Source organism: Thiomicrospira sp. WB1 (genome assembly GCF_001507535.1).
GTDB lineage: Bacteria > Pseudomonadota > Gammaproteobacteria > Thiomicrospirales > Thiomicrospiraceae > Hydrogenovibrio.
This window is the reverse complement of record NZ_LQBN01000002.1, coordinates 418,890-435,021: the sequence shown is the minus strand read 5'-3', so window position 1 is coordinate 435,021 and position 16,132 is coordinate 418,890. Positions and strand designations below refer to the sequence as shown.

18 protein-coding genes are annotated in these 16,132 nt (G+C 55.2%); 6 read left to right on the top strand and 12 right to left on the bottom strand.

Annotated elements, in window-relative coordinates; translation table 11 throughout:
* Nucleotides 1-35: 35 nt before the first annotated feature.
* Entirely contained in the window at nt 36-1,910 is a 1,875-nt protein-coding gene (locus AVO41_RS06440) for a DHH family phosphoesterase (protein WP_068584410.1), read from the bottom strand.
* A gap of 15 nt (nt 1,911-1,925) precedes the next feature.
* On the opposite strand from AVO41_RS06440, the gene AVO41_RS06435 reads away from it, so the two are divergent.
* Nucleotides 1,926-2,534: a YqiA/YcfP family alpha/beta fold hydrolase gene (locus AVO41_RS06435; RefSeq protein ID WP_068584407.1), complete on the top strand. Its 609-nt coding sequence runs from the start codon at nt 1,926-1,928 to the stop codon at nt 2,532-2,534.
* 232 nt (nt 2,535-2,766) lie between these two features.
* On the opposite strand, the gene AVO41_RS06430 is transcribed toward AVO41_RS06435, so the two are convergent.
* From AVO41_RS06430 to dksA, 4 genes are read right to left on the bottom strand one after another with little or no spacing between them, the layout of a single operon-like run.
* Nucleotides 2,767-2,991, bottom strand: a complete 225-nt coding sequence (locus AVO41_RS06430; RefSeq protein ID WP_068584404.1) for a hypothetical protein — start codon at nt 2,989-2,991, stop codon at nt 2,767-2,769.
* A gap of 51 nt (nt 2,992-3,042) precedes the next feature.
* Nucleotides 3,043-3,639: a hypothetical protein gene (locus tag AVO41_RS06425; protein ID WP_068584401.1), complete on the bottom strand. Its 597-nt coding sequence runs from the start codon at nt 3,637-3,639 to the stop codon at nt 3,043-3,045.
* Between the two features lie 41 nt (nt 3,640-3,680).
* On the bottom strand, nt 3,681-5,294 hold the full coding sequence (locus tag AVO41_RS06420; RefSeq protein WP_235584683.1) for a bifunctional aminoglycoside phosphotransferase/ATP-binding protein: 1,614 nt from the start codon (nt 5,292-5,294) through the stop codon (nt 3,681-3,683).
* Nucleotides 5,295-5,325: 31 nt separating this feature from the next.
* On the bottom strand, nt 5,326-5,754 hold the full coding sequence (dksA, locus tag AVO41_RS06415) for an RNA polymerase-binding protein DksA (protein ID WP_068584398.1): 429 nt from the start codon (nt 5,752-5,754) through the stop codon (nt 5,326-5,328).
* Nucleotides 5,755-5,982: 228 nt separating this feature from the next.
* Here dksA and AVO41_RS06410 point away from each other — a divergent pair, with 228 nt between their 5' ends.
* Nucleotides 5,983-6,774: an HAD family hydrolase gene (locus tag AVO41_RS06410; protein WP_068584396.1), complete on the top strand. Its 792-nt coding sequence runs from the start codon at nt 5,983-5,985 to the stop codon at nt 6,772-6,774.
* On the opposite strand, the gene AVO41_RS06405 is transcribed toward AVO41_RS06410, so the two are convergent.
* Nucleotides 6,761-8,134 carry an FGGY-family carbohydrate kinase gene (locus AVO41_RS06405; RefSeq protein ID WP_068584393.1) on the bottom strand — a complete coding sequence of 458 codons (1,374 nt, stop codon included), beginning with the start codon at nt 8,132-8,134 and terminating at the stop codon, nt 6,761-6,763. The two genes, AVO41_RS06410 and AVO41_RS06405, sit on opposite strands and share 14 nt — an antisense overlap.
* Before the next feature lie 179 nt (nt 8,135-8,313).
* Between AVO41_RS06405 and AVO41_RS06400 the strand changes: the two genes are divergently transcribed.
* Genes AVO41_RS06400 through yjgA form a run of 3 tightly spaced genes read left to right on the top strand, consistent with a single transcriptional unit; the run spans nt 8,314 to nt 11,818 of the window.
* Complete coding sequence (locus AVO41_RS06400) at nt 8,314-9,201, top strand: cell division protein ZipA C-terminal FtsZ-binding domain-containing protein (protein WP_068584390.1); 888 nt, start codon at nt 8,314-8,316, stop codon at nt 9,199-9,201.
* A 7-nt stretch (nt 9,202-9,208) separates the two neighbouring features.
* The gene (ligA, locus tag AVO41_RS06395; RefSeq protein ID WP_082676626.1) at nt 9,209-11,245 is read left to right on the top strand and encodes an NAD-dependent DNA ligase LigA; all 2,037 of its coding nucleotides are present in this window, start codon (nt 9,209-9,211) and stop codon (nt 11,243-11,245) included.
* Nucleotides 11,246-11,272: 27 nt separating this feature from the next.
* Entirely contained in the window at nt 11,273-11,818 is a 546-nt protein-coding gene (gene yjgA / locus AVO41_RS06390; RefSeq protein WP_068584384.1) for a ribosome biogenesis factor YjgA, read from the top strand.
* Nucleotides 11,819-11,857: 39 nt separating this feature from the next.
* Here yjgA and AVO41_RS06385 read toward each other — a convergent pair whose 3' ends face one another.
* From AVO41_RS06385 to AVO41_RS06360, 6 genes are read right to left on the bottom strand one after another with little or no spacing between them, the layout of a single operon-like run.
* On the bottom strand, nt 11,858-12,157 hold the full coding sequence (locus AVO41_RS06385) for a DUF3817 domain-containing protein (RefSeq protein WP_068584381.1): 300 nt from the start codon (nt 12,155-12,157) through the stop codon (nt 11,858-11,860).
* A gap of 14 nt (nt 12,158-12,171) precedes the next feature.
* Nucleotides 12,172-13,083, bottom strand: a complete 912-nt coding sequence (locus AVO41_RS06380) for a DMT family transporter (protein WP_068584379.1) — start codon at nt 13,081-13,083, stop codon at nt 12,172-12,174.
* Entirely contained in the window at nt 13,080-13,580 is a 501-nt protein-coding gene (locus tag AVO41_RS06375; RefSeq protein WP_235584682.1) for an asparaginase domain-containing protein, read from the bottom strand. Before AVO41_RS06375 ends, AVO41_RS06380 begins: the two co-directional genes overlap by 4 nt.
* 2 nt (nt 13,581-13,582) lie before the next feature.
* Nucleotides 13,583-14,056, bottom strand: coding sequence for a transcriptional repressor LexA (lexA, locus tag AVO41_RS06370; RefSeq protein ID WP_068584373.1), 474 nt, complete (start codon nt 14,054-14,056; stop codon nt 13,583-13,585).
* Nucleotides 14,057-14,079: 23 nt separating this feature from the next.
* A complete protein-coding gene (locus tag AVO41_RS06365; RefSeq protein ID WP_068584370.1) occupies nt 14,080-14,394 on the bottom strand; it encodes a YciI family protein in 315 nt (104 codons plus the stop codon).
* A gap of 2 nt (nt 14,395-14,396) precedes the next feature.
* On the bottom strand, nt 14,397-15,065 hold the full coding sequence (locus AVO41_RS06360; RefSeq protein ID WP_068584367.1) for a septation protein A: 669 nt from the start codon (nt 15,063-15,065) through the stop codon (nt 14,397-14,399).
* A 183-nt stretch (nt 15,066-15,248) separates the two neighbouring features.
* Here AVO41_RS06360 and AVO41_RS06355 point away from each other — a divergent pair, with 183 nt between their 5' ends.
* A complete protein-coding gene (locus tag AVO41_RS06355) occupies nt 15,249-16,127 on the top strand; it encodes a PHP domain-containing protein (protein ID WP_068584364.1) in 879 nt (292 codons plus the stop codon).
* Nucleotides 16,128-16,132: the final 5 nt, after the last annotated feature.

Genomic DNA, 16,132 nt, shown 5'->3' with positions numbered 1-16,132 from the left:
CGAGTGAGGGGGCTTGCTCGGGAGATGCCTTAGCTTTAAGGCAAGTGAATGTGAGCGATTTTGAGTTGCAGGCTTTCGCGCCCGCGAAAACGTTTGCCGCTGAGCTCGTAGACACAACGCACCACACTGTTGAGCGCAAATGGAAAAGGCGCCCCGGCCTGGGGCAGTGCATTGAACCAGATGGCTTCATGACGTTTGCCATCTGGGGATTGTAGTTGCAGTACCACGTGGGTTCGCGTCTGGCCGATGCAGCGGTAGTGCAGGATTAAAAAATCGCCATAAAACAACGGCTTGGGCCATTCTCTTCCATAAGGGGCCAACGCATTGATTTCCTGAACCGTTGCCAGTGACAGCATTTCGGGCGCCAAATGGCCGTCCGTTTCCAGTTGTGGGATGGGCGGTTGATGGTTCAACTGGTTGGCGATGTCTTCTTCCAGGGCCCGAGCAAACGTCTCGAACCCGCTTTTTTCAATCATGCAGCCTGCCGCCGCACTGTGTCCGCCCAATGAGCGAAATAAACCCGGGTGTGCACTGGCAATGGTTTCAAAGGCCTGTTTCAGATTGACGGCTGGCACAATCGCGCGGCCACTGCCGGCCAGCGTTCCGTCCTTGAGGTCGGTCATGGCAAGTGTGGGGCGATGGTAGCGCTCACCAATGCGTGTGGCGATGATGCCCTGAATGCCAGCGTTGCCTTCCAGTGACAGGCAGAGCGAAAATTTGTTTTCGTGGTACAGTTCTTTAGCGATGGCATCAGCCTGTTCCAGCATTTGAGATTGCTGGGCACGTCTCTCTTGATTGTCGGCTTCGAGTTGCTGCAGCGCTGATTGGGCGCTTGACAGGTCTGGCGCATTCAAAAAATCAAAAGCGGTCTTGACGTCGCTCACCCGGCTCGCGGCATTGATGCGCGTTGCCACCTGAAAACCGAGGTATTCCGCGTCAACGGTGGTTTCTTTGATCGGCTGAAACTGAGTCAACGCTTGCCATGGTGGTGTCTGCTGTTGATTGATTGCTTGAAGACCGGCTTTGACCACAGCACGGTTGTTGTGGCTTTTGAGGCTGACACTATCGGCGACGGTGCCCAGCGCGACCAGATCCAGCAATGATTTGAGCGACGGAGTATCGCCAGGCAGGTGACCACGATTGATCAATTCCTGGCGGGCTTGGCTCATGACCAGAAACACCACAAAACAACCAGCCACACGTGGATCATACCCACACAATGACTGCTGAGGGTTGACCACACAATCGGCACTGGCGGGCGGGCCTTCGGCCGGAATCTGGTGGTGGTCGGTGACACAGACCCGCAGACCCGCTTGCTTGAGGCGAGCGATCCGGGGTTCATCGCTGGAACCCTGGTCGGCGGAAAGCACCAATTCCACCGGACCTGGCAGTGCCAGAATGCGGGTGACGGTGTCGTCGTTAATGCCATAACCATGTTGGCGTTCGCTGATGACCGGACAGATGCGCTCGGGTGATACCCCAAAACATTCGGTGAGCGCCCGGGTGGCAATGCTGGCAGATGTCACTCCGTCTGTGTCGTAATCCGTGGCCAAGACAATGGTTCCGCTTGCCTGCACGGCATCGGCGATTAATTCACCGGCGCGTTCTGCCTGATGCATGGCCTTGGGCGGTTGCAGGTGTTGCAAGCGCGGCCGTACAATGGGGTCAATCAGTGGAGAGACTGCCTCTGGGGTGTCCGCGTTTTGCGCCGCCTCCGGTAAATCTGTGCGCCTGAGCCGTCTGGCGGCGAGATTTGCCTGCAGCGGGGTTAGGCCCAATGCCAAGGCGGCTTTCTGAATGACAGCGTCACAGCTTCGCTCTACCACCGTCTGAGTATTCGTCTCGGCCAGAGTTTGTTGGTTGGCAGAAGTGTCAGGGATACGGGGTGCGGAAGAGGAGGCATTTAACATGTACGGTATCCTACCATGATTTTGTATCTGCATGGCTTTTTAAGCAGCGGGGAAAGCGCGAAAGGGCGGTGGTTTGACGCACGCGTTACACGCTGTCTGTCAGAGGCATTTGCCCGTCCGACCTGGCCGCAATCGGCCCCTGAAAAAAGTGCGCGCTATCTGTGTCGCGTGCTTGAATCGGCACAGGCCAGCTCGGAGCCAATCCGCGCCATTATGGGGTCTTCACTGGGCGGCTATTGGGCAAGGTGGCTGGGCGCGCGCTATGGGTTGCCCTCGATCTGGATCAACCCAGCTTTGGCCCTGGATGCGGTGTTTGAACCCTATTATGGTGAATACATTCACCCGCACACCGGGGAGACCATTCGGATCAATACCGATTATTTGCGGTCTTTGAAGCAGTATGAGGTATCGCCTTCAGAGGTGGCACCGTCATTAATTCTGTTGGATGGCGGGGATGAGGTGATTGATTCGGCGCAGACGCGAGTGGTTTATGAACCCTTCGAGCAAGTCAGTATTGCCTGGTTTGATGGTGGGAGTCACGCGTTTGAGCACTGTGAACAGGCGTGGCCAGCAGTGCGAGCGTTTTTGAAGACGCAGGACGTGGTGACACAGTCGTTTTGCTGAGAAAGGTGTGTCGGTTGGTGGCCGCGAATACTAGCCCGAATGTTTCATGAATTTGTGCTGAGATTGCGCAGGAACTTGTTTTCTCGACTTACCCCTTCGGGCGTCGAGTTCTTCGTTTCACAAGGAAATTTACGAAGAAGCGTCGTATCCATGATTACGACCGACTGAGGAAATATTGCTTGTGTAATTCAAGGGGCAAGCAAGGTCGGTGCAAATTTGTTAAATATTCGGGCTAGGCCATAATGTCAATCAATGTGCCCAGCATGTCATCGTATGCTTTGACGGCTTTGGCGTTGCTTTGCACCTGAGTTTCGTTCTGGTTGAGGTTGACCAGTGATTCCGATTGATCTGGGTGAGCGGGCGTGGCCAGAACCTGAGCATTCTGATTCAAACGCTGAAAGCCATCCTGCATGCCTTGCATCGCCTGATAAGCGGCGTTTTGCCCATTGATTTCCATACGGCCTCCTTTACTCAGAGTCTGACGACCTTGACGACCCTAACTTTCATTCTAGTTCTGTGCCTGGCGTAAGGCAAGTGCCGGATCCACTGCGTAGGGATCACGCTCCAGCGCGTATTCAACAAACACCGGGCTCAGAGGGTCGCTGCCGACCCGATCCACTCGGATGCGAACCGTTTCCCCTTCCCAGACATAAGCGCGATAGCCGGGCATGCCTGCCCAGGTTTTGTATTCGGTTCGTGTGGGCTGGCCCAGATCGCGAATCAGGTCACGTGCCACCTGTCGGGTTTGAATGGGGCCACGATGGTTGCTCTGATGTGTGCTTTGCGGGCGGTACAAGCGGTAAGCCGATACCAGCTTGCCTTGAGGATCATAGCGAAACCGTAGGTAATAACTGTCTTCCATGCGTGTACGGGTGAAAAATTTGTCCAGGTTGTGGCCGTTGGATTTGCGCGCCAGGGTAAAACCGCCGACCTGCCATAAATGTTTGCGGACACTTTCCATGGTGGCGTCGGCCAATTCAATGCCAGCTAGCGTGACAGCGTCAACCTTGGCCGGGTTGTCAGCCCCCATTACCCGACTGGCCAGGCTGCTCAAGCAGGCGAGGGTCAGTAGCGGCAGCAGATAGGTTGCGTGGATTCGTTTCATACCGTGGTTAACGGCTGACCTTGATGAAACTTGAACGACGCTCAGGTGTGATCCAACCAATGACGAAAGGCTTCAGACTGAAGATCGCTGTCGATGTGAGAAAGCGAGAACAGCCAGGCATTTTCGTGAGCAGCGGGCGTTTCGACCTGTGCGCACTGACCGGTCATGATGTTGACGTCGGCATCGGAAGGGTCGTGATTCGCCTGCGCGCGCTGTTTCAGCCGCTGTTTTAGGCAGGCCTGGTCATTTTCACCTTTAAAACGGATACCGCAGACCTTGTAACGGGCCTGGTGCGTTTGCGCTTGTTCGAAAAATGCTTCGCGGAATCGGGCTTTGAGATTGGTCGCATCCACAATGACATGGCAGCCACTGGCAAGCAACGTATCAACCAATGCATGCAGGCGCTGGTAAGTCCGTCGATTCATTTCCGGTCCATAAAGCGTTGTCTTTTCGGTATCACTGACGCGTGCCGTCGGATCGATCCCATAGAGACGCTTGCGCTCGATGTCAGAACTGATGATCACGGCGGGCGTCGCGTCAAAAAAAGGTAGGAGACGGCGCGCAACCGTGCTTTTGCCACTGCCACTGACCCCGTGCATTAAGATCAGTTGAGGCGGTGACACGTCATAGGCATCGTCCTCAGCCTGACGCACATAATCTTTGGCCGTTTGCGTCAGGTGGTGGTGCTGATCGGACTCCGCGGGGAGTTGGCGACGACGCAATAGGGTGATTTTGGCTCGAACCAAAGCGCGATAAGCCTGGTAAAACCGCAAGAAAAGCATGCCCGCATAGTCACCGGTGGTTTGGAGGTAGTCACTGAGCAGCGCATTTTTCATGTCCCATTGGCGCCGGTGAATCAGATCGGTCATGAGAAATGCCAGATCATTGATGGGGTCAATCCAACGGAATTGTTCATTGAATTCAATGCCATCAAACAGCACGGGGGTCTGGTCGATCAGTGTGATGTTATCCAGGTGTAAGTCGCCGTGACAAGCGCGAATCCAGCCATGTTGTTTGCGTTGCATCAGAGCCTGCCATAATTCTTTCTGGCGGTGGCGTGTCCAATCGGCCAGCTGACGCAAGCGATACTGGTCTTCGGGGTGATTCAGATCTTGCAACAAGGTGGGGAAGTTGTCCAGCATCGGGTGGATCAGGTCATCAGGATGGCCATAAGGGGCTTCAGCCGGGCAGGTTTCGGCCTGAATATGGAGGTCGGCAATGGTGTTGGCCAGCTGATGCGTTTGCGCAGGCGTGAGTCGATGGGAGGGGGATAACTGTTTGCCCAACACCTGGTTGGGGTCAAACTGGCGCATCTTGACCAGATAGTCACAAATGCATGGTTCATCGCCTTCGGCGGTCAGACTCACCCCCTGGTCGGCGGTGTATAAAGCACAGACGTCCAGATAGAGTTCCGGGGCCGTGCGACGATTAAGGGTAAGTTCCAGTTGGCAAAACCGTTGACGGCGTGCCAGCGTGGAAAAATCCAGAAAGCCGAAATCGACCGGCTTTTTGAGTTTGTAGGCGTATTCACCGGTCAGAAAAACAATGGAAATGTGCGTTTCAATGGTCGTGATCATTGAAACGGGGTGCGGGTAAGCCGCCGGATCGCTCAAATACTTAATTTTCTGTTCCAGCGATGGCGTTGGTTCCGGCACAGGCCCACCCAGTCGTTTGAGGGGTCAAAGATCAGGCAATGCCCTGTTTTTCACGCATTTCCTGTTTGGTTTTCATTTCAACGGTCATGGTGGCAGTCGGGCGCGCTTCCATGCGTGCCAGGCCGATTTCATCCCCGCTGACCTTACAGAAACCATAATCACCGGTTTCGATGTCTTTGAGGGATTTGTCAATTTTGGAAATCAGCTTGCGTTCACGATCGCGGGTGCGCAGCTCCAGAGCAAATTCTTCCTCCTGCGACGCCCGATCACTCGGGTCGGCCGGTGTGGACGAGTCAGAGCGCAGATGGCTGACCGTGGTGGTGGCTTCGGCCACCAGTTGACGACGCCAGGCCAGCAACTTCTCACGGAAATGCTCCAACATTTCGGGGCTCATATACTCTTCACCCGGTTTGGGCTGGTAGGCCGGATAATTTTCAATAAAATCGCTTGAATCACCCATAATGATTTCCTTAGCTTGACGCAGCTTTGCGCGATGCAAAAGCCTTCGTTGAAATTAACTGCGTTTTATACCAAGTTTTCCAGACAGTGACAACAAAAATCCGCTCAAATCCCCGAGCATTTGTCAGGCTAAGTCCGGGTTTTTTGATCAGGCCCCCTTGTAAATTAGATTGGATCGGCTTTAATAGCGATCCAAGTTCAACCGTAGCATTTTGGAAGGAGCAAGTTTATGGCGTTGCAAGCCTTATTATTTGACGTCGACGGCACACTGGCAGACACCGAAAAGGACGGTCATCGGGTCGCGTTCAACCTGGCGTTTGAAGAAGCCGGTCTGGACTGGCACTGGGATGAAGCCTTGTACGGTCAACTGCTGGCGGTGACGGGCGGCAAAGAACGGATTCGTTATTTTTTGGATCGCTTTCATACGGATTTTACCAGGCCTGGTGATTTTGATGGCTTTGTCAAAGGCTTGCATGCGGCCAAAACCCGCTTTTACACCCAGCTTTTAAGTGAGGGGCGCATTCCCTTGCGTCCAGGCGTTGAACGGCTGATTCATGAAGCCAGAGACGCCGGGGTTCGCATGGCTGTGGTCACCACCACGACACCGGCCAATGTCACCGCCTTGCTTACCCATACTTTGGGACAGAACGCAGAGACGTGGTTTGAAGTGATTGCCGCCGGCGACATTGTCCCTGCAAAAAAACCGGCGCCGGACATTTATGATTGGACATTGAGAAACATGGACTTGACGCCGGAACAGTGTTTGGCCTTTGAAGACTCCGACAATGGTATTCGCTCCGCTTTGGCGGCTCAGGTTCCGACACTGGTTACCATCAACGACTACACGCGCGATGATGATTTTTCCAAAGCGCTGCTGACCCTGAGCGATCTGGGTGAACCGGAAACGCCGTATCAGGTTTTGGGCGGGCGTTGTGCCGAGCTGGGGCGTCAACACCCTTATGTGAATTTGAGTGTGTTGGAGCAGTTAATGCGTGCTGCATCGGAGGCTACGTCTGACTGATATCAAAGCCCTCTTTGGCAAGGTGTAACAGCCGAGCGACCCCGAAAGCGGCCTGGTCGTGTAGGGGGGCTATGTCTGAAATGGGCAGCGCTTCCTTGCGTAGGGTCTGCCACAGCGGGTTTTTCAGTCCGCCGCCAACACTGTGGATGGACTGAACCGATGACGCGCCCAATTCGGCCAGACGCTGGTAGCCCAGAACTTCGATTTTTACCAGGCCTGCCAGCGCGGCCAGAAACTCCGTGAAGGCATCCGGGGCGGGCGGTTCAAAGTCGGGGCACTTATTCGGGTCCTGGAATGGAAAACGCTCTCCCTTTGATTTAAGCGGATAATAGTCCAGAGCGCCGATGCGGTCATGAATGTCCGCAGCACTGAGGGGCTTTTGGCACCAATGCTTGATTGGGTCCAGGCCGTAGCGGGTAACCAGCGCGTTGCCACCGGCATTGGAGGCACCGCCTGCCAGCCACCAGGGACCGACTTTGTGGCTGTAAACCCCGTATTGCGGCGCGAAAACCGGCCGATCGCTCAACAGTTTCAATGCCAGAGTGGAACCCAGGGACGTGACGGCCTCCCCGGTTTTGCTGGCGCCGGTGGCAAAAAAACCGGCAATGCTGTCGGTGGTGCCGGCGTGCACACAGGCTTGAGGCGAGATGCCAAAGCGGGCAGCGAGGGTCGGAGCAATGGGTGCCAGCGGTGTTCCCGGTGTCACCACAGAGGGAAGGATCCCGATACCCGCTCCGCGATCTGTCAGGAGTTCAGTTTGAACCCAGTGAGGCCACTGATTCGTCACTGGGTCAAAACCAAGTTTCAGCGCGTTGTTGGCGTCGGTGGCCAGGTCGGTTTGCCCGGTTAGCCAATGCGTCAGCCAATCAATTTGATGCATAATGCGCAGATTATGGGAATGCTCAGGATCCGAAAGAGCGGTGTTTTCCAGCAACCAAAGGGTTTTGGCCAAAGTGCTGGATGCGCCATGCGCCGCGCTGTCGTTTGGGGCCGTTTCCGCATAGCGTTCTGCTTGAGGTTGCGCCCGCTTGTCGTCATACATCAGAAAGTCAGTGACAGGGCGACCATCTTGACTCAAACAGACGCTGGAAGACGTGGCATCGGCCATTATGCCGATCACTTGGCGCAGAGCGCCCCCGTGCATCCGGTGCAGGGACGAGAAGGCCTGGATGAGAGCCGCCTCCCAGGTTTTGGGGCAGTCGTAGGCACCGTCAGCGTCATGAAAATTCGCGACAGCCAGTCCCTCAGCGGCCTGATCCCGGCAACGATACAGGCATAGACGCACCCCTGACGTCCCCAAGTCGATGCCCAGGAGATAAGACTCATCCTGTTGCAATGGTGCGGCGCTTTTTTGGTTCACGACTGTCTCCCTTTGAGTGGATGAAATTGCTATTTTAGCGGCTCAATCGCGTCAGTCGACCACTCGAAGCGCTTTTTTTTAGTGCGTAATTAAAGTAAAATCGGCACATCAATAGAAAGCGTGAACGCCCATCATGTCGGCCTTGTTCACCTGTGCCATCCCAATCAGAGGAATACCGGATGAACGAATTGCAATGGATATTACTGGGGTTTGCCACTCTGGTCATCATCGGGTTGCTGTTACTCAATCAATTCAAGAAAAAGAGCAAAGTTGGCCAGCCTGGTTCTTCGGTCGACGAGGCCGACAAGAAAACGGCGTCCAGTGCTTTAAATGAGTTGGGTGAGGCACATATTCCGGTTTCCCAGCGCACTCAGGCACGTTTGGCGCATGAAGAAGACGATCCCGATGCGCTGCACCCAGAGGATATCCCTGATTCTCAACTGGCGCTGGATGGACTCGGACCGGTCCCGAGCCCTAAAACATCTGAAAACAACGAACCACCGCGCAAACCGAAACATCTGGTGATTCAGGATGAAGAGTTGCGTTCTGTTCATGATGAGCCGCGTCCCAAATCGGTGGACGATGAGCCAGATTTCGGTATTCCCAAAGAGGCAGCTCCAGCACCCGAATCGAAATCAACGACCGAGCCCGATGTGTCGCCGCAGGTGTTTGCCTTGATCGTGATGGGCACCGATGACTTCCCTTGGCCTCGGGTGAACCAGACTCTGCAGGGCGTTGGATTGGTTCCCAATGAAAAAGGGATTTTTGTCAAAAAAGACACCCTCGGCAACGAGATCATTCGTGTCGCAAGCCTGTTGGAACCTGGCACCTTCCCAATTGATGAACCCACCAACGATGCTCACAAAACCGCCGGGATCGTTCTGATTCTGGAACTGCCCTCAACCGTGAAAGCACCGGCGGTGATGCACGACATGATCATGATGGCTCGCAAAATCTCCCAACGCCTTAACGGTCGACTCTATGACCAGAGCCGGCACCTGATCAAGGAATCGGATTTGCAGGCCATGCGCGATGCGGCGGTGGCCTACGAATCGTCCGCGGTCTGATCACGCCATGGCGGATTATCAGGCCTACTTGAAGCAGGTTGAAGCCCTCAACCATCACAGCTATCAGTATTACGTGCTGGACGATCCGCAGATCAGTGACGCCCAGTATGACGCTGCCTATGCTGAACTGGCCCGGCTTGAAGCCGAGCATCCGGATTGGGTGGTGCCCGAATCGCCCACTCAGCGCGTAGGCGATGTGCCTTTGGACGCTTTTGAAACCGTGCGCCATCGTGTGCCGATGGTGTCGCTTGACAATGCGTTCGACTCGGATGAAATGGCCAGATTTGTCCAGCGTATCAGCGAGCGCCTGTCATGCTCGAGCGAAGCCCTTGATTTCGCCGCTGAGCCCAAAATGGACGGACTGGCGATCAATTTGCGCTATGAAGCGGGCAATCTGGTCCAGGCCACCACGCGTGGTGATGGCGAAGTGGGCGAGGACGTGACTCAGAATGTGCGCCCCATTCGTGCCATTCCCCTAAAGCTGTTCAGTACTCATCCGCCTGAGGTGCTTGAAGTGCGGGGAGAGGTTTATATGCCTCGCGCCGCCTTCGATGCGCTCAATGCTGCACGACATCAGGCGGAGGAGAAACCGTTTGCCAATCCCCGAAACGCCGCTGCCGGTACATTGCGTCAGCTTGACCCGCGCATTGCGGCCAAGCGTCAATTGGCGTTTTTCGCTTACGGCTGGGGAGAGTTGGATCAACAGCTGAGCTGGCCGCAGACCTATTCCGCCATGATGACGCAGCTCAAGGATTGGGGGCTGCCGCTCAATCCCTGTTCGCAAACCGTGCAGGGGTTGGATGGCATGAATCGTTACTACGACTGGTTGAGCGAACAACGATCTCAGCTGGACTACGAGATCGATGGCATCGTCTACAAGGTTGATGACCTGGCTTATCAAAAAACACTGGGGTTTACCGCACGTGCGCCCAGATGGGCCATTGCCCGCAAGTTTCCGGCAGAAGAGGTCTGGACCAAATTGTTGGCCATTGATATTCAGGTCGGACGGACCGGTGCCTTAACCCCGGTGGGACGACTTGAGGCGGTGCAAGTCGGTGGTGTCGTGGTCTCCAATGCCACCTTGCATAACCTGGATGAGATTCACCGAAAAGATGTGCGGGTTGGCGACACTGTGATTGTGCGTCGTGCTGGCGATGTGATCCCGGAAATTTTGGGACCGGTTTTGTCGCAGCGTCCGGCGCAGACAGAAGCCTTTGAGATGCCATCCGAATGCCCGGAATGCGGCTCGGAAGTGGTTCGCGATCCGGATAAGGCGGCCTACCGCTGCACGGGGGGGCTGGTGTGTCCGGCGCAGCGAAAGCGCGCCCTGCATCACTTTGTGTCACGCAAAGCCCTCGATATGGATGGTCTGGGTGATAAGCTGATCGATCAGTTGGTGGATCGGGGCTGGGTGAAGCGACCCGATGACCTGTTTCAGCTGAGCGCAGAGACCCTGCAAACATTGCCCAGAATGGGTGAGAAGTCCTCTCAGAATGTGATTCATGCGATTGCTCGGGCGCGTGAGACCACTTTTGCTCGCTTTATCTACAGCCTAGGCATTCCCGAAGTGGGCGAAGTCACGGCCAATACGCTGGCCCGTCATTACCGTACTCTGGAAGCCCTTAAAAAGGCCGAGGTGGATGATCTGGTGACGCTGGATGACATCGGTGAGGTGGTGGCACAAAAAGTGCATCAGTTTTTGAATGAAACGCACAACCAAGCCGTGATTGAAGGACTCGTGGCCGCCGGGGTCACCTGGTCCACGCCTGACTCAGCGGATTCGTCTGAAGCGGTTGATGCGGATTCCAGATTGAATGGGGCGACGGTGGTGGTGACCGGCACCTTGAGTCAAATGACGCGCGACGAAGCCAAAGAAGCCTTGAGACGGCTCGGTGCCAAGGTGACCGGCAGCGTGTCAGGCAAAACCGATTATCTGATTGCTGGTGATAATGCGGGCAGCAAACTCACCAAAGCCAAATCGCTGGGTGTGACGGTCCTGACTGAGGATGACCTGAGCGAAGCCCTGGCAAATGCCACAATATAAACCAATTCAAATTAAGGATGCCTCAGCATGGTTCGACCTCGAAATGTGAACCGACACAAAGCGGAAAAAGAAACGCCGGACTGGGAACAGGAAGCGTTTGAAAGTCGCACCGACATCAAAAAGGCCGCCCAGGCAGTGACCGATCTGGGCGGGCAACTGGCCGACCTCAGCCCGGAGACGCTCAAAACCTTTGCATTGCCTGACGAGGTGGAAGCGGCGGTGCTGACATTGCGAAAGCTCAAAAAAGGGCCGGCAATCAAACGACAGCGACAGTTTGTCGGCAAACTGCTGCGCCAGAATGAACCGCTTCTGCCCGGCATCAAGCAGCGGTTTCTGGAGCTGGAACAGGCCGCAAACCGTCAGAACGCGCATTTGCACAAACTGGAAAAATGGCGCGATCGTCTGGTGTCGGAAGGGGATGCGGCGCTGTCGGCATTAATTGACGCCGACCCGACGCTGGACCGTTCGCACATGCGCCAGCTGATTCGCAATGCGCAGCGTGAAGCCAGCGCTGGCAAGCCGCCAAAAGCCAGTCGCCAGATTTTTCAGTACCTGAAAGAGCTGTACCTGTAACGGAAGGCACGAGTTCGGTGGCTTTTTAACCAGGCCTGGTCAAAATGAGTCTTGCTGGCTTAAGCGTTTGATCACCGTGGCTTTGTAGACAAACGTGCCCGCCGGTATCAGCGAGGCGATAAACCCTTTGAAGGCCTGCATTTCGTTCATGGGGCTGCGAAATGCATAATAGACCAGCACCGCGTTGAAAGCGAGAAACAACACGCCATGCGCCATGCCCACCACACTCACAGCTTGTTCGTAACCCAATCCATACTTCAAAGGCATGGCAATCCCGATCAGAAGCAACAGTGAGGTGCCCTCCAGCAAAGCCATGAATTTCAGCAATTGATAATTCATTGCGTTTCCCTGCGTTAAAACCAACGGGCCGTGATCAGACGAAGCGTTCGCCGTGAGAGGTGTTGGCCGAATTCAAAAATTAAAAGCCCAAAGACCACCAGCGCGGCACCGGCGGCGATGGTCGTCGTCAGTGGTTCCTGATTGAGAAAATACCCAAGCAACAAGGCCATCACCGGCGTGATCAATGGAATCAGGCCGATGCGCACTGCATCCAAGTGATGAAGCACATAATAATAGAGGATAAACCCAAGCAGAGAACCTAAAACACCCAGGTAAACAATGGCGCCCAGTGCCTGCGTCGATAACTGGGGTAATTGTGTGACAAAGCCGGGCACACTCATCAGATAGACCAGACTGGTGAGCCAGACGGCAGCGGCCACAATATGGGTGTTGGGAAGCTGCAAGGTCCGGTTAAAGCGTTTTACCAGTACGGTGCTCAAGGAATGGCTGGCGGCAGCCAGCAGGGCCAGTCCCACACCGATTCCCAGTTGAGGGTTTAGCTGCGCTGACCATTGAGGGCCCAGCACCAGTGCCAGACCACTGAAACTGACCAGAATGCCAGTCCATTTTTTCAGGGTCATGACGTTGTCCTGCAGGAGCCCGGCGGCAAACAGACCGATCAGCATCGGGGTGAGCCCGAAAATCAGGGAAATCCAGCCAGAGGGCATGGTCTGGGCCGCATAATACATAGGGGTCATGCCACCGAGCATGCCCAGAGCCGCCGCTGCATAGACTTTGAACGCCTGAGCTTGAAAAGTGAGGCGGCGGCGTGTGATCCAGATCAGAATCGGCAGGATGAGCAGGGCGCTGATCAGAATGCGTCCGGCGACGCCCAGAAACCAGTCGTCCTGACCGCTCCATTGTATCGCCAGTGGTGTGGTGGCCCAGATGAAGACCACGCCCAGATAGGATAACGTCAGTTTCATGCGTCGGTGAGTGGTTCGAAACAGCCGGTCTGGCGGTTCTTCTGGACATCATCGGCCGTGAACAGTTGCCCGTTCATGCAGACGTAAACACCGCTCGGTGCGGTTTGCGCGGCCATCAGAGCCGCCCCGAGGTTGAAGTCGGCATCCGAGCGCCCCAGTGCCCAGGGACGCATGGCCCCGGTCAGCACCAGCGTTTTCACATGCAGTTTTGATGTTTCCATCAGCGCTTTGGCGGTGTCGGTCATGGTATCGGTGCCATGGGTGATCACCAGTCTTGATGCTGGGTGATTCAGACAGGCCTCAACGATGATTTGTCTGTCGGCCTCAGTCATGGCCAGACTGTCTTTCAGCATCAGAATTTCCACCTCGGGTGCCGGGATGGCACGGCCGGTTTCGAGCATTTTCGGCAGATGCGTTTGCGCAAATCCCAGTTCGCCCCGGATGGCGTCATAGTCTTTGTCGAGGGTGCCCCCGGTGACCAGAATGGCGGTGGTCATCATTAATCAGGTTGGCGCAAAATGCCGGTGACAATGCCCAGAATCTCGATCTGGTCATTGGTGATGTAAATCGGTTCCAGGCGGGCATTGGCCGGTTGCAGGCGAATGCCGCCTTTTTCAATGTAGAATTTTTTCATGGTCACCTCTTCCTGGTTGATGCGAACAACCACGGATTCACCGTTTTCAGCGGAAGACCGGCGCTCGATGATCACGATGTCACCGTCCTGGATGTTTTCATCAATCATGGAGTCGCCCTTGACCCGCAGGGCAAAGGTTTCCTTGCGCACCATGGATTGCGGCACCGACACAGTGTCGTAATCCATTTCCATCTGGATGGGATCACCCGCGGAGGTCCAGCCAAGCAGTGGCACTTCCACCAGGTCAATGTCCATCAGTTCGACCGGGTCTTCCGGCGTCAGGTCGGGACGCTGGCTTTTGAGTTGGCGTTTGGGGATCAGGTAGGCGACATTGGGCATGGGTGTGTTCCTCTTCCCGTGAATCAGGCTGTCATATTGGCCGGTAAGACCGGCTTGAAAGGTTTGACCGTGACCGACTGATAGACGCCCGCAGCTTTGTAAGGGTCGGCTTCAGCCCAGGCTTGGGCTGCCGCCAACGAGTCAAACTGCGCCACGATCAGGCTGCCGCTGAAGCCCGCGTCTCCGGGGATGTCGGTGTCGGCGTTCGGAAAAGGGCCTGCAAGCATCAATCGGCCGGCCGCCTCCATTTCTTTGAGGCGGGCGATATGAGCGTCACGCGCCTGAGCTCGCAAAGGCACACTGTTGGCAACGTCTTCGGCATAAATGGCGTAGTACATGGTTACCCCTTTTCAGATCGATTGGCTTGGTCATCGGTTTGTTCGGTGCGAGTTTGTTGGTGAATCGCGCCGGAATCCATTTCAGCATCCCCCAGCGTTTCCATGGATCGGTCAAAGACCTTGGCCTCGGTCTCTTCCTGTTCGTCCTGTTTGACATAACGGGCGATGTAGAAGCCTTGCAGGACGATGAAGACAAACGTCAGGCCCATCAGGCCGAACAATTTGAAATTGACCCAGGTGTCGGTGTCAAACTGATAGGCGACATAGATATTGGCCACACCGGAGAAAATAAAAAACGCGATCCACATCTGGCTGAGGCGTGTCCAGGCGTGAGCAGGCAGCGTAATCGCCTGATCCATCATGCGCTGAATGATCGGCTTTTTGCCGATAAAGTGGCTGGCGGCAAAAACCAGGGCAAAGCCCCAGTTGACCACAGACGGTTTCCATTTGATAAAGGCTTCGTCTTGGAAAATGAGTGTGGCGCCCCCAAGAATCACAATCAGCGCCAACGTGATCAGGTGCATTTTTTCAATTGTGCGGTTTTTGGCATACACAAATGCAACCTGCGCGATGGAGGCGACAATCGCGACCGCAGTGGCAACGTAGATGTCATACATCTTGAACGCAATGAAAAACAGAATGACGGGGAACAGATCAAATAAAAGCTTCATAATACCTCTTGTGCAGCCAAGACCAACGGTCGGATCGCCGATCAGGGATGGCGTCTGGTAAACTGTCTCAGGCACTGATGTCACAGTTCAGTCGGTGCGCTGAATAAAAAACATCATTCTAGCGGCCTTTTCATTGGAAGGAAAGGGCCGGGCACGCTTTCGAGTCGAAACAAAAGGAGGGCCATGAAGCCCGATTTTCATTGTCATACAACCGCCTCCGATGGCAGTCTGACGCCTTGTGAACTGATTGACCGGGCGGTCAGCCAGGGCATCACTCATCTGGCCATTACCGATCATGACACCACAAAGGGCTATGAGGAGGCCAGAGAATGTGCGCAGCAACAGGGTATCTGTCTGGTGCCCGGTTCGGAAATTTCCTGCCAGTGGCGCGGCCATACCATTCATGTGGTGGGGCTGGGGGTGGATGTGACCCATCCGCGTCTGCAGAGTGGGCTGCAATACAACCGTGTATTGCGCTGGAAACGGGCTCTGGCAATGGAGGATCGGTTTCGCCAGAAAAAAGGCTGGTCTTTGCTGCCCGACATCTTGCCGCAGGTGAAGGAAGGCATGATCGGACGCAACCATTTTGCCCAGGCTCTGATGGCGCAAGGGCATGTCAGCACGCAAAAGCAAGCGTTTGATCGGTTTTTAAAAAAAGGCAAGCCCATGTTTGTGGACGTGGTCTGGCCTTCTCTGGCAGAGATCACACAGTGGATCACGCAGGCCGGAGGCATGGCGATTGTGGCCCATCCGCATCTTTATAAGCTTACGTCCAACAAGCTGAATCAAATGCTGGTTGAGTTTGTGAACGCCGGTGGTCAGGGGCTGGAGGTGGTCAATCAACCCCGTGTGTGCAGTGAACAATTTGCCATGGCGCAGCGGGCTGAAAAATTCGGTCTCTATGCCTCTATGGGGTCGGATTTTCATCGCCCGGAGCAGCATTGGCGCAACCTGGGCTGGTTGCAGCCGTTGCCGGCTCGCTGTCGACCGGTTTGGGAATGGTTGGCAGCCCGGGGGCAGTTTGAATCGGTACCCTGTGCAAAGACGTCAACTGACGTATAATGCAG

What these genes read in the sequence shown, in the direction of transcription:
- AVO41_RS06435 (WP_068584407.1), top strand. Translation starts at nt 1,926, where the DNA reads ATGATTTTGTATCTGCATGGCTTTTTAAGCAGCGGGGAAAGCGCGAAA.
- AVO41_RS06400 (WP_068584390.1), top strand. Translation starts at nt 8,314, where the DNA reads ATGAACGAATTGCAATGGATATTACTGGGGTTTGCCACTCTGGTCATC.
- AVO41_RS06410 (WP_068584396.1), top strand. Translation starts at nt 5,983, where the DNA reads ATGGCGTTGCAAGCCTTATTATTTGACGTCGACGGCACACTGGCAGAC.
- yjgA (WP_068584384.1), top strand. Translation starts at nt 11,273, where the DNA reads ATGGTTCGACCTCGAAATGTGAACCGACACAAAGCGGAAAAAGAAACG.
- AVO41_RS06375 (WP_235584682.1), bottom strand. Translation starts at nt 13,580, where the DNA reads ATGACCACCGCCATTCTGGTCACCGGGGGCACCCTCGACAAAGACTAT.
- AVO41_RS06365 (WP_068584370.1), bottom strand. Translation starts at nt 14,394, where the DNA reads ATGTACTACGCCATTTATGCCGAAGACGTTGCCAACAGTGTGCCTTTG.
- AVO41_RS06360 (WP_068584367.1), bottom strand. Translation starts at nt 15,065, where the DNA reads ATGAAGCTTTTATTTGATCTGTTCCCCGTCATTCTGTTTTTCATTGCG.
- dksA (WP_068584398.1), bottom strand. Translation starts at nt 5,754, where the DNA reads ATGGGTGATTCAAGCGATTTTATTGAAAATTATCCGGCCTACCAGCCC.
- AVO41_RS06425 (WP_068584401.1), bottom strand. Translation starts at nt 3,639, where the DNA reads ATGAAACGAATCCACGCAACCTATCTGCTGCCGCTACTGACCCTCGCC.
- AVO41_RS06355 (WP_068584364.1), top strand. Translation starts at nt 15,249, where the DNA reads ATGAAGCCCGATTTTCATTGTCATACAACCGCCTCCGATGGCAGTCTG.
- AVO41_RS06380 (WP_068584379.1), bottom strand. Translation starts at nt 13,083, where the DNA reads ATGAAACTGACGTTATCCTATCTGGGCGTGGTCTTCATCTGGGCCACC.
- ligA (WP_082676626.1), top strand. Translation starts at nt 9,209, where the DNA reads ATGGCGGATTATCAGGCCTACTTGAAGCAGGTTGAAGCCCTCAACCAT.
- AVO41_RS06440 (WP_068584410.1), bottom strand. Translation starts at nt 1,910, where the DNA reads ATGTTAAATGCCTCCTCTTCCGCACCCCGTATCCCTGACACTTCTGCC.
- AVO41_RS06430 (WP_068584404.1), bottom strand. Translation starts at nt 2,991, where the DNA reads ATGGAAATCAATGGGCAAAACGCCGCTTATCAGGCGATGCAAGGCATG.
- lexA (WP_068584373.1), bottom strand. Translation starts at nt 14,056, where the DNA reads ATGCCCAATGTCGCCTACCTGATCCCCAAACGCCAACTCAAAAGCCAG.
- AVO41_RS06385 (WP_068584381.1), bottom strand. Translation starts at nt 12,157, where the DNA reads ATGAATTATCAATTGCTGAAATTCATGGCTTTGCTGGAGGGCACCTCA.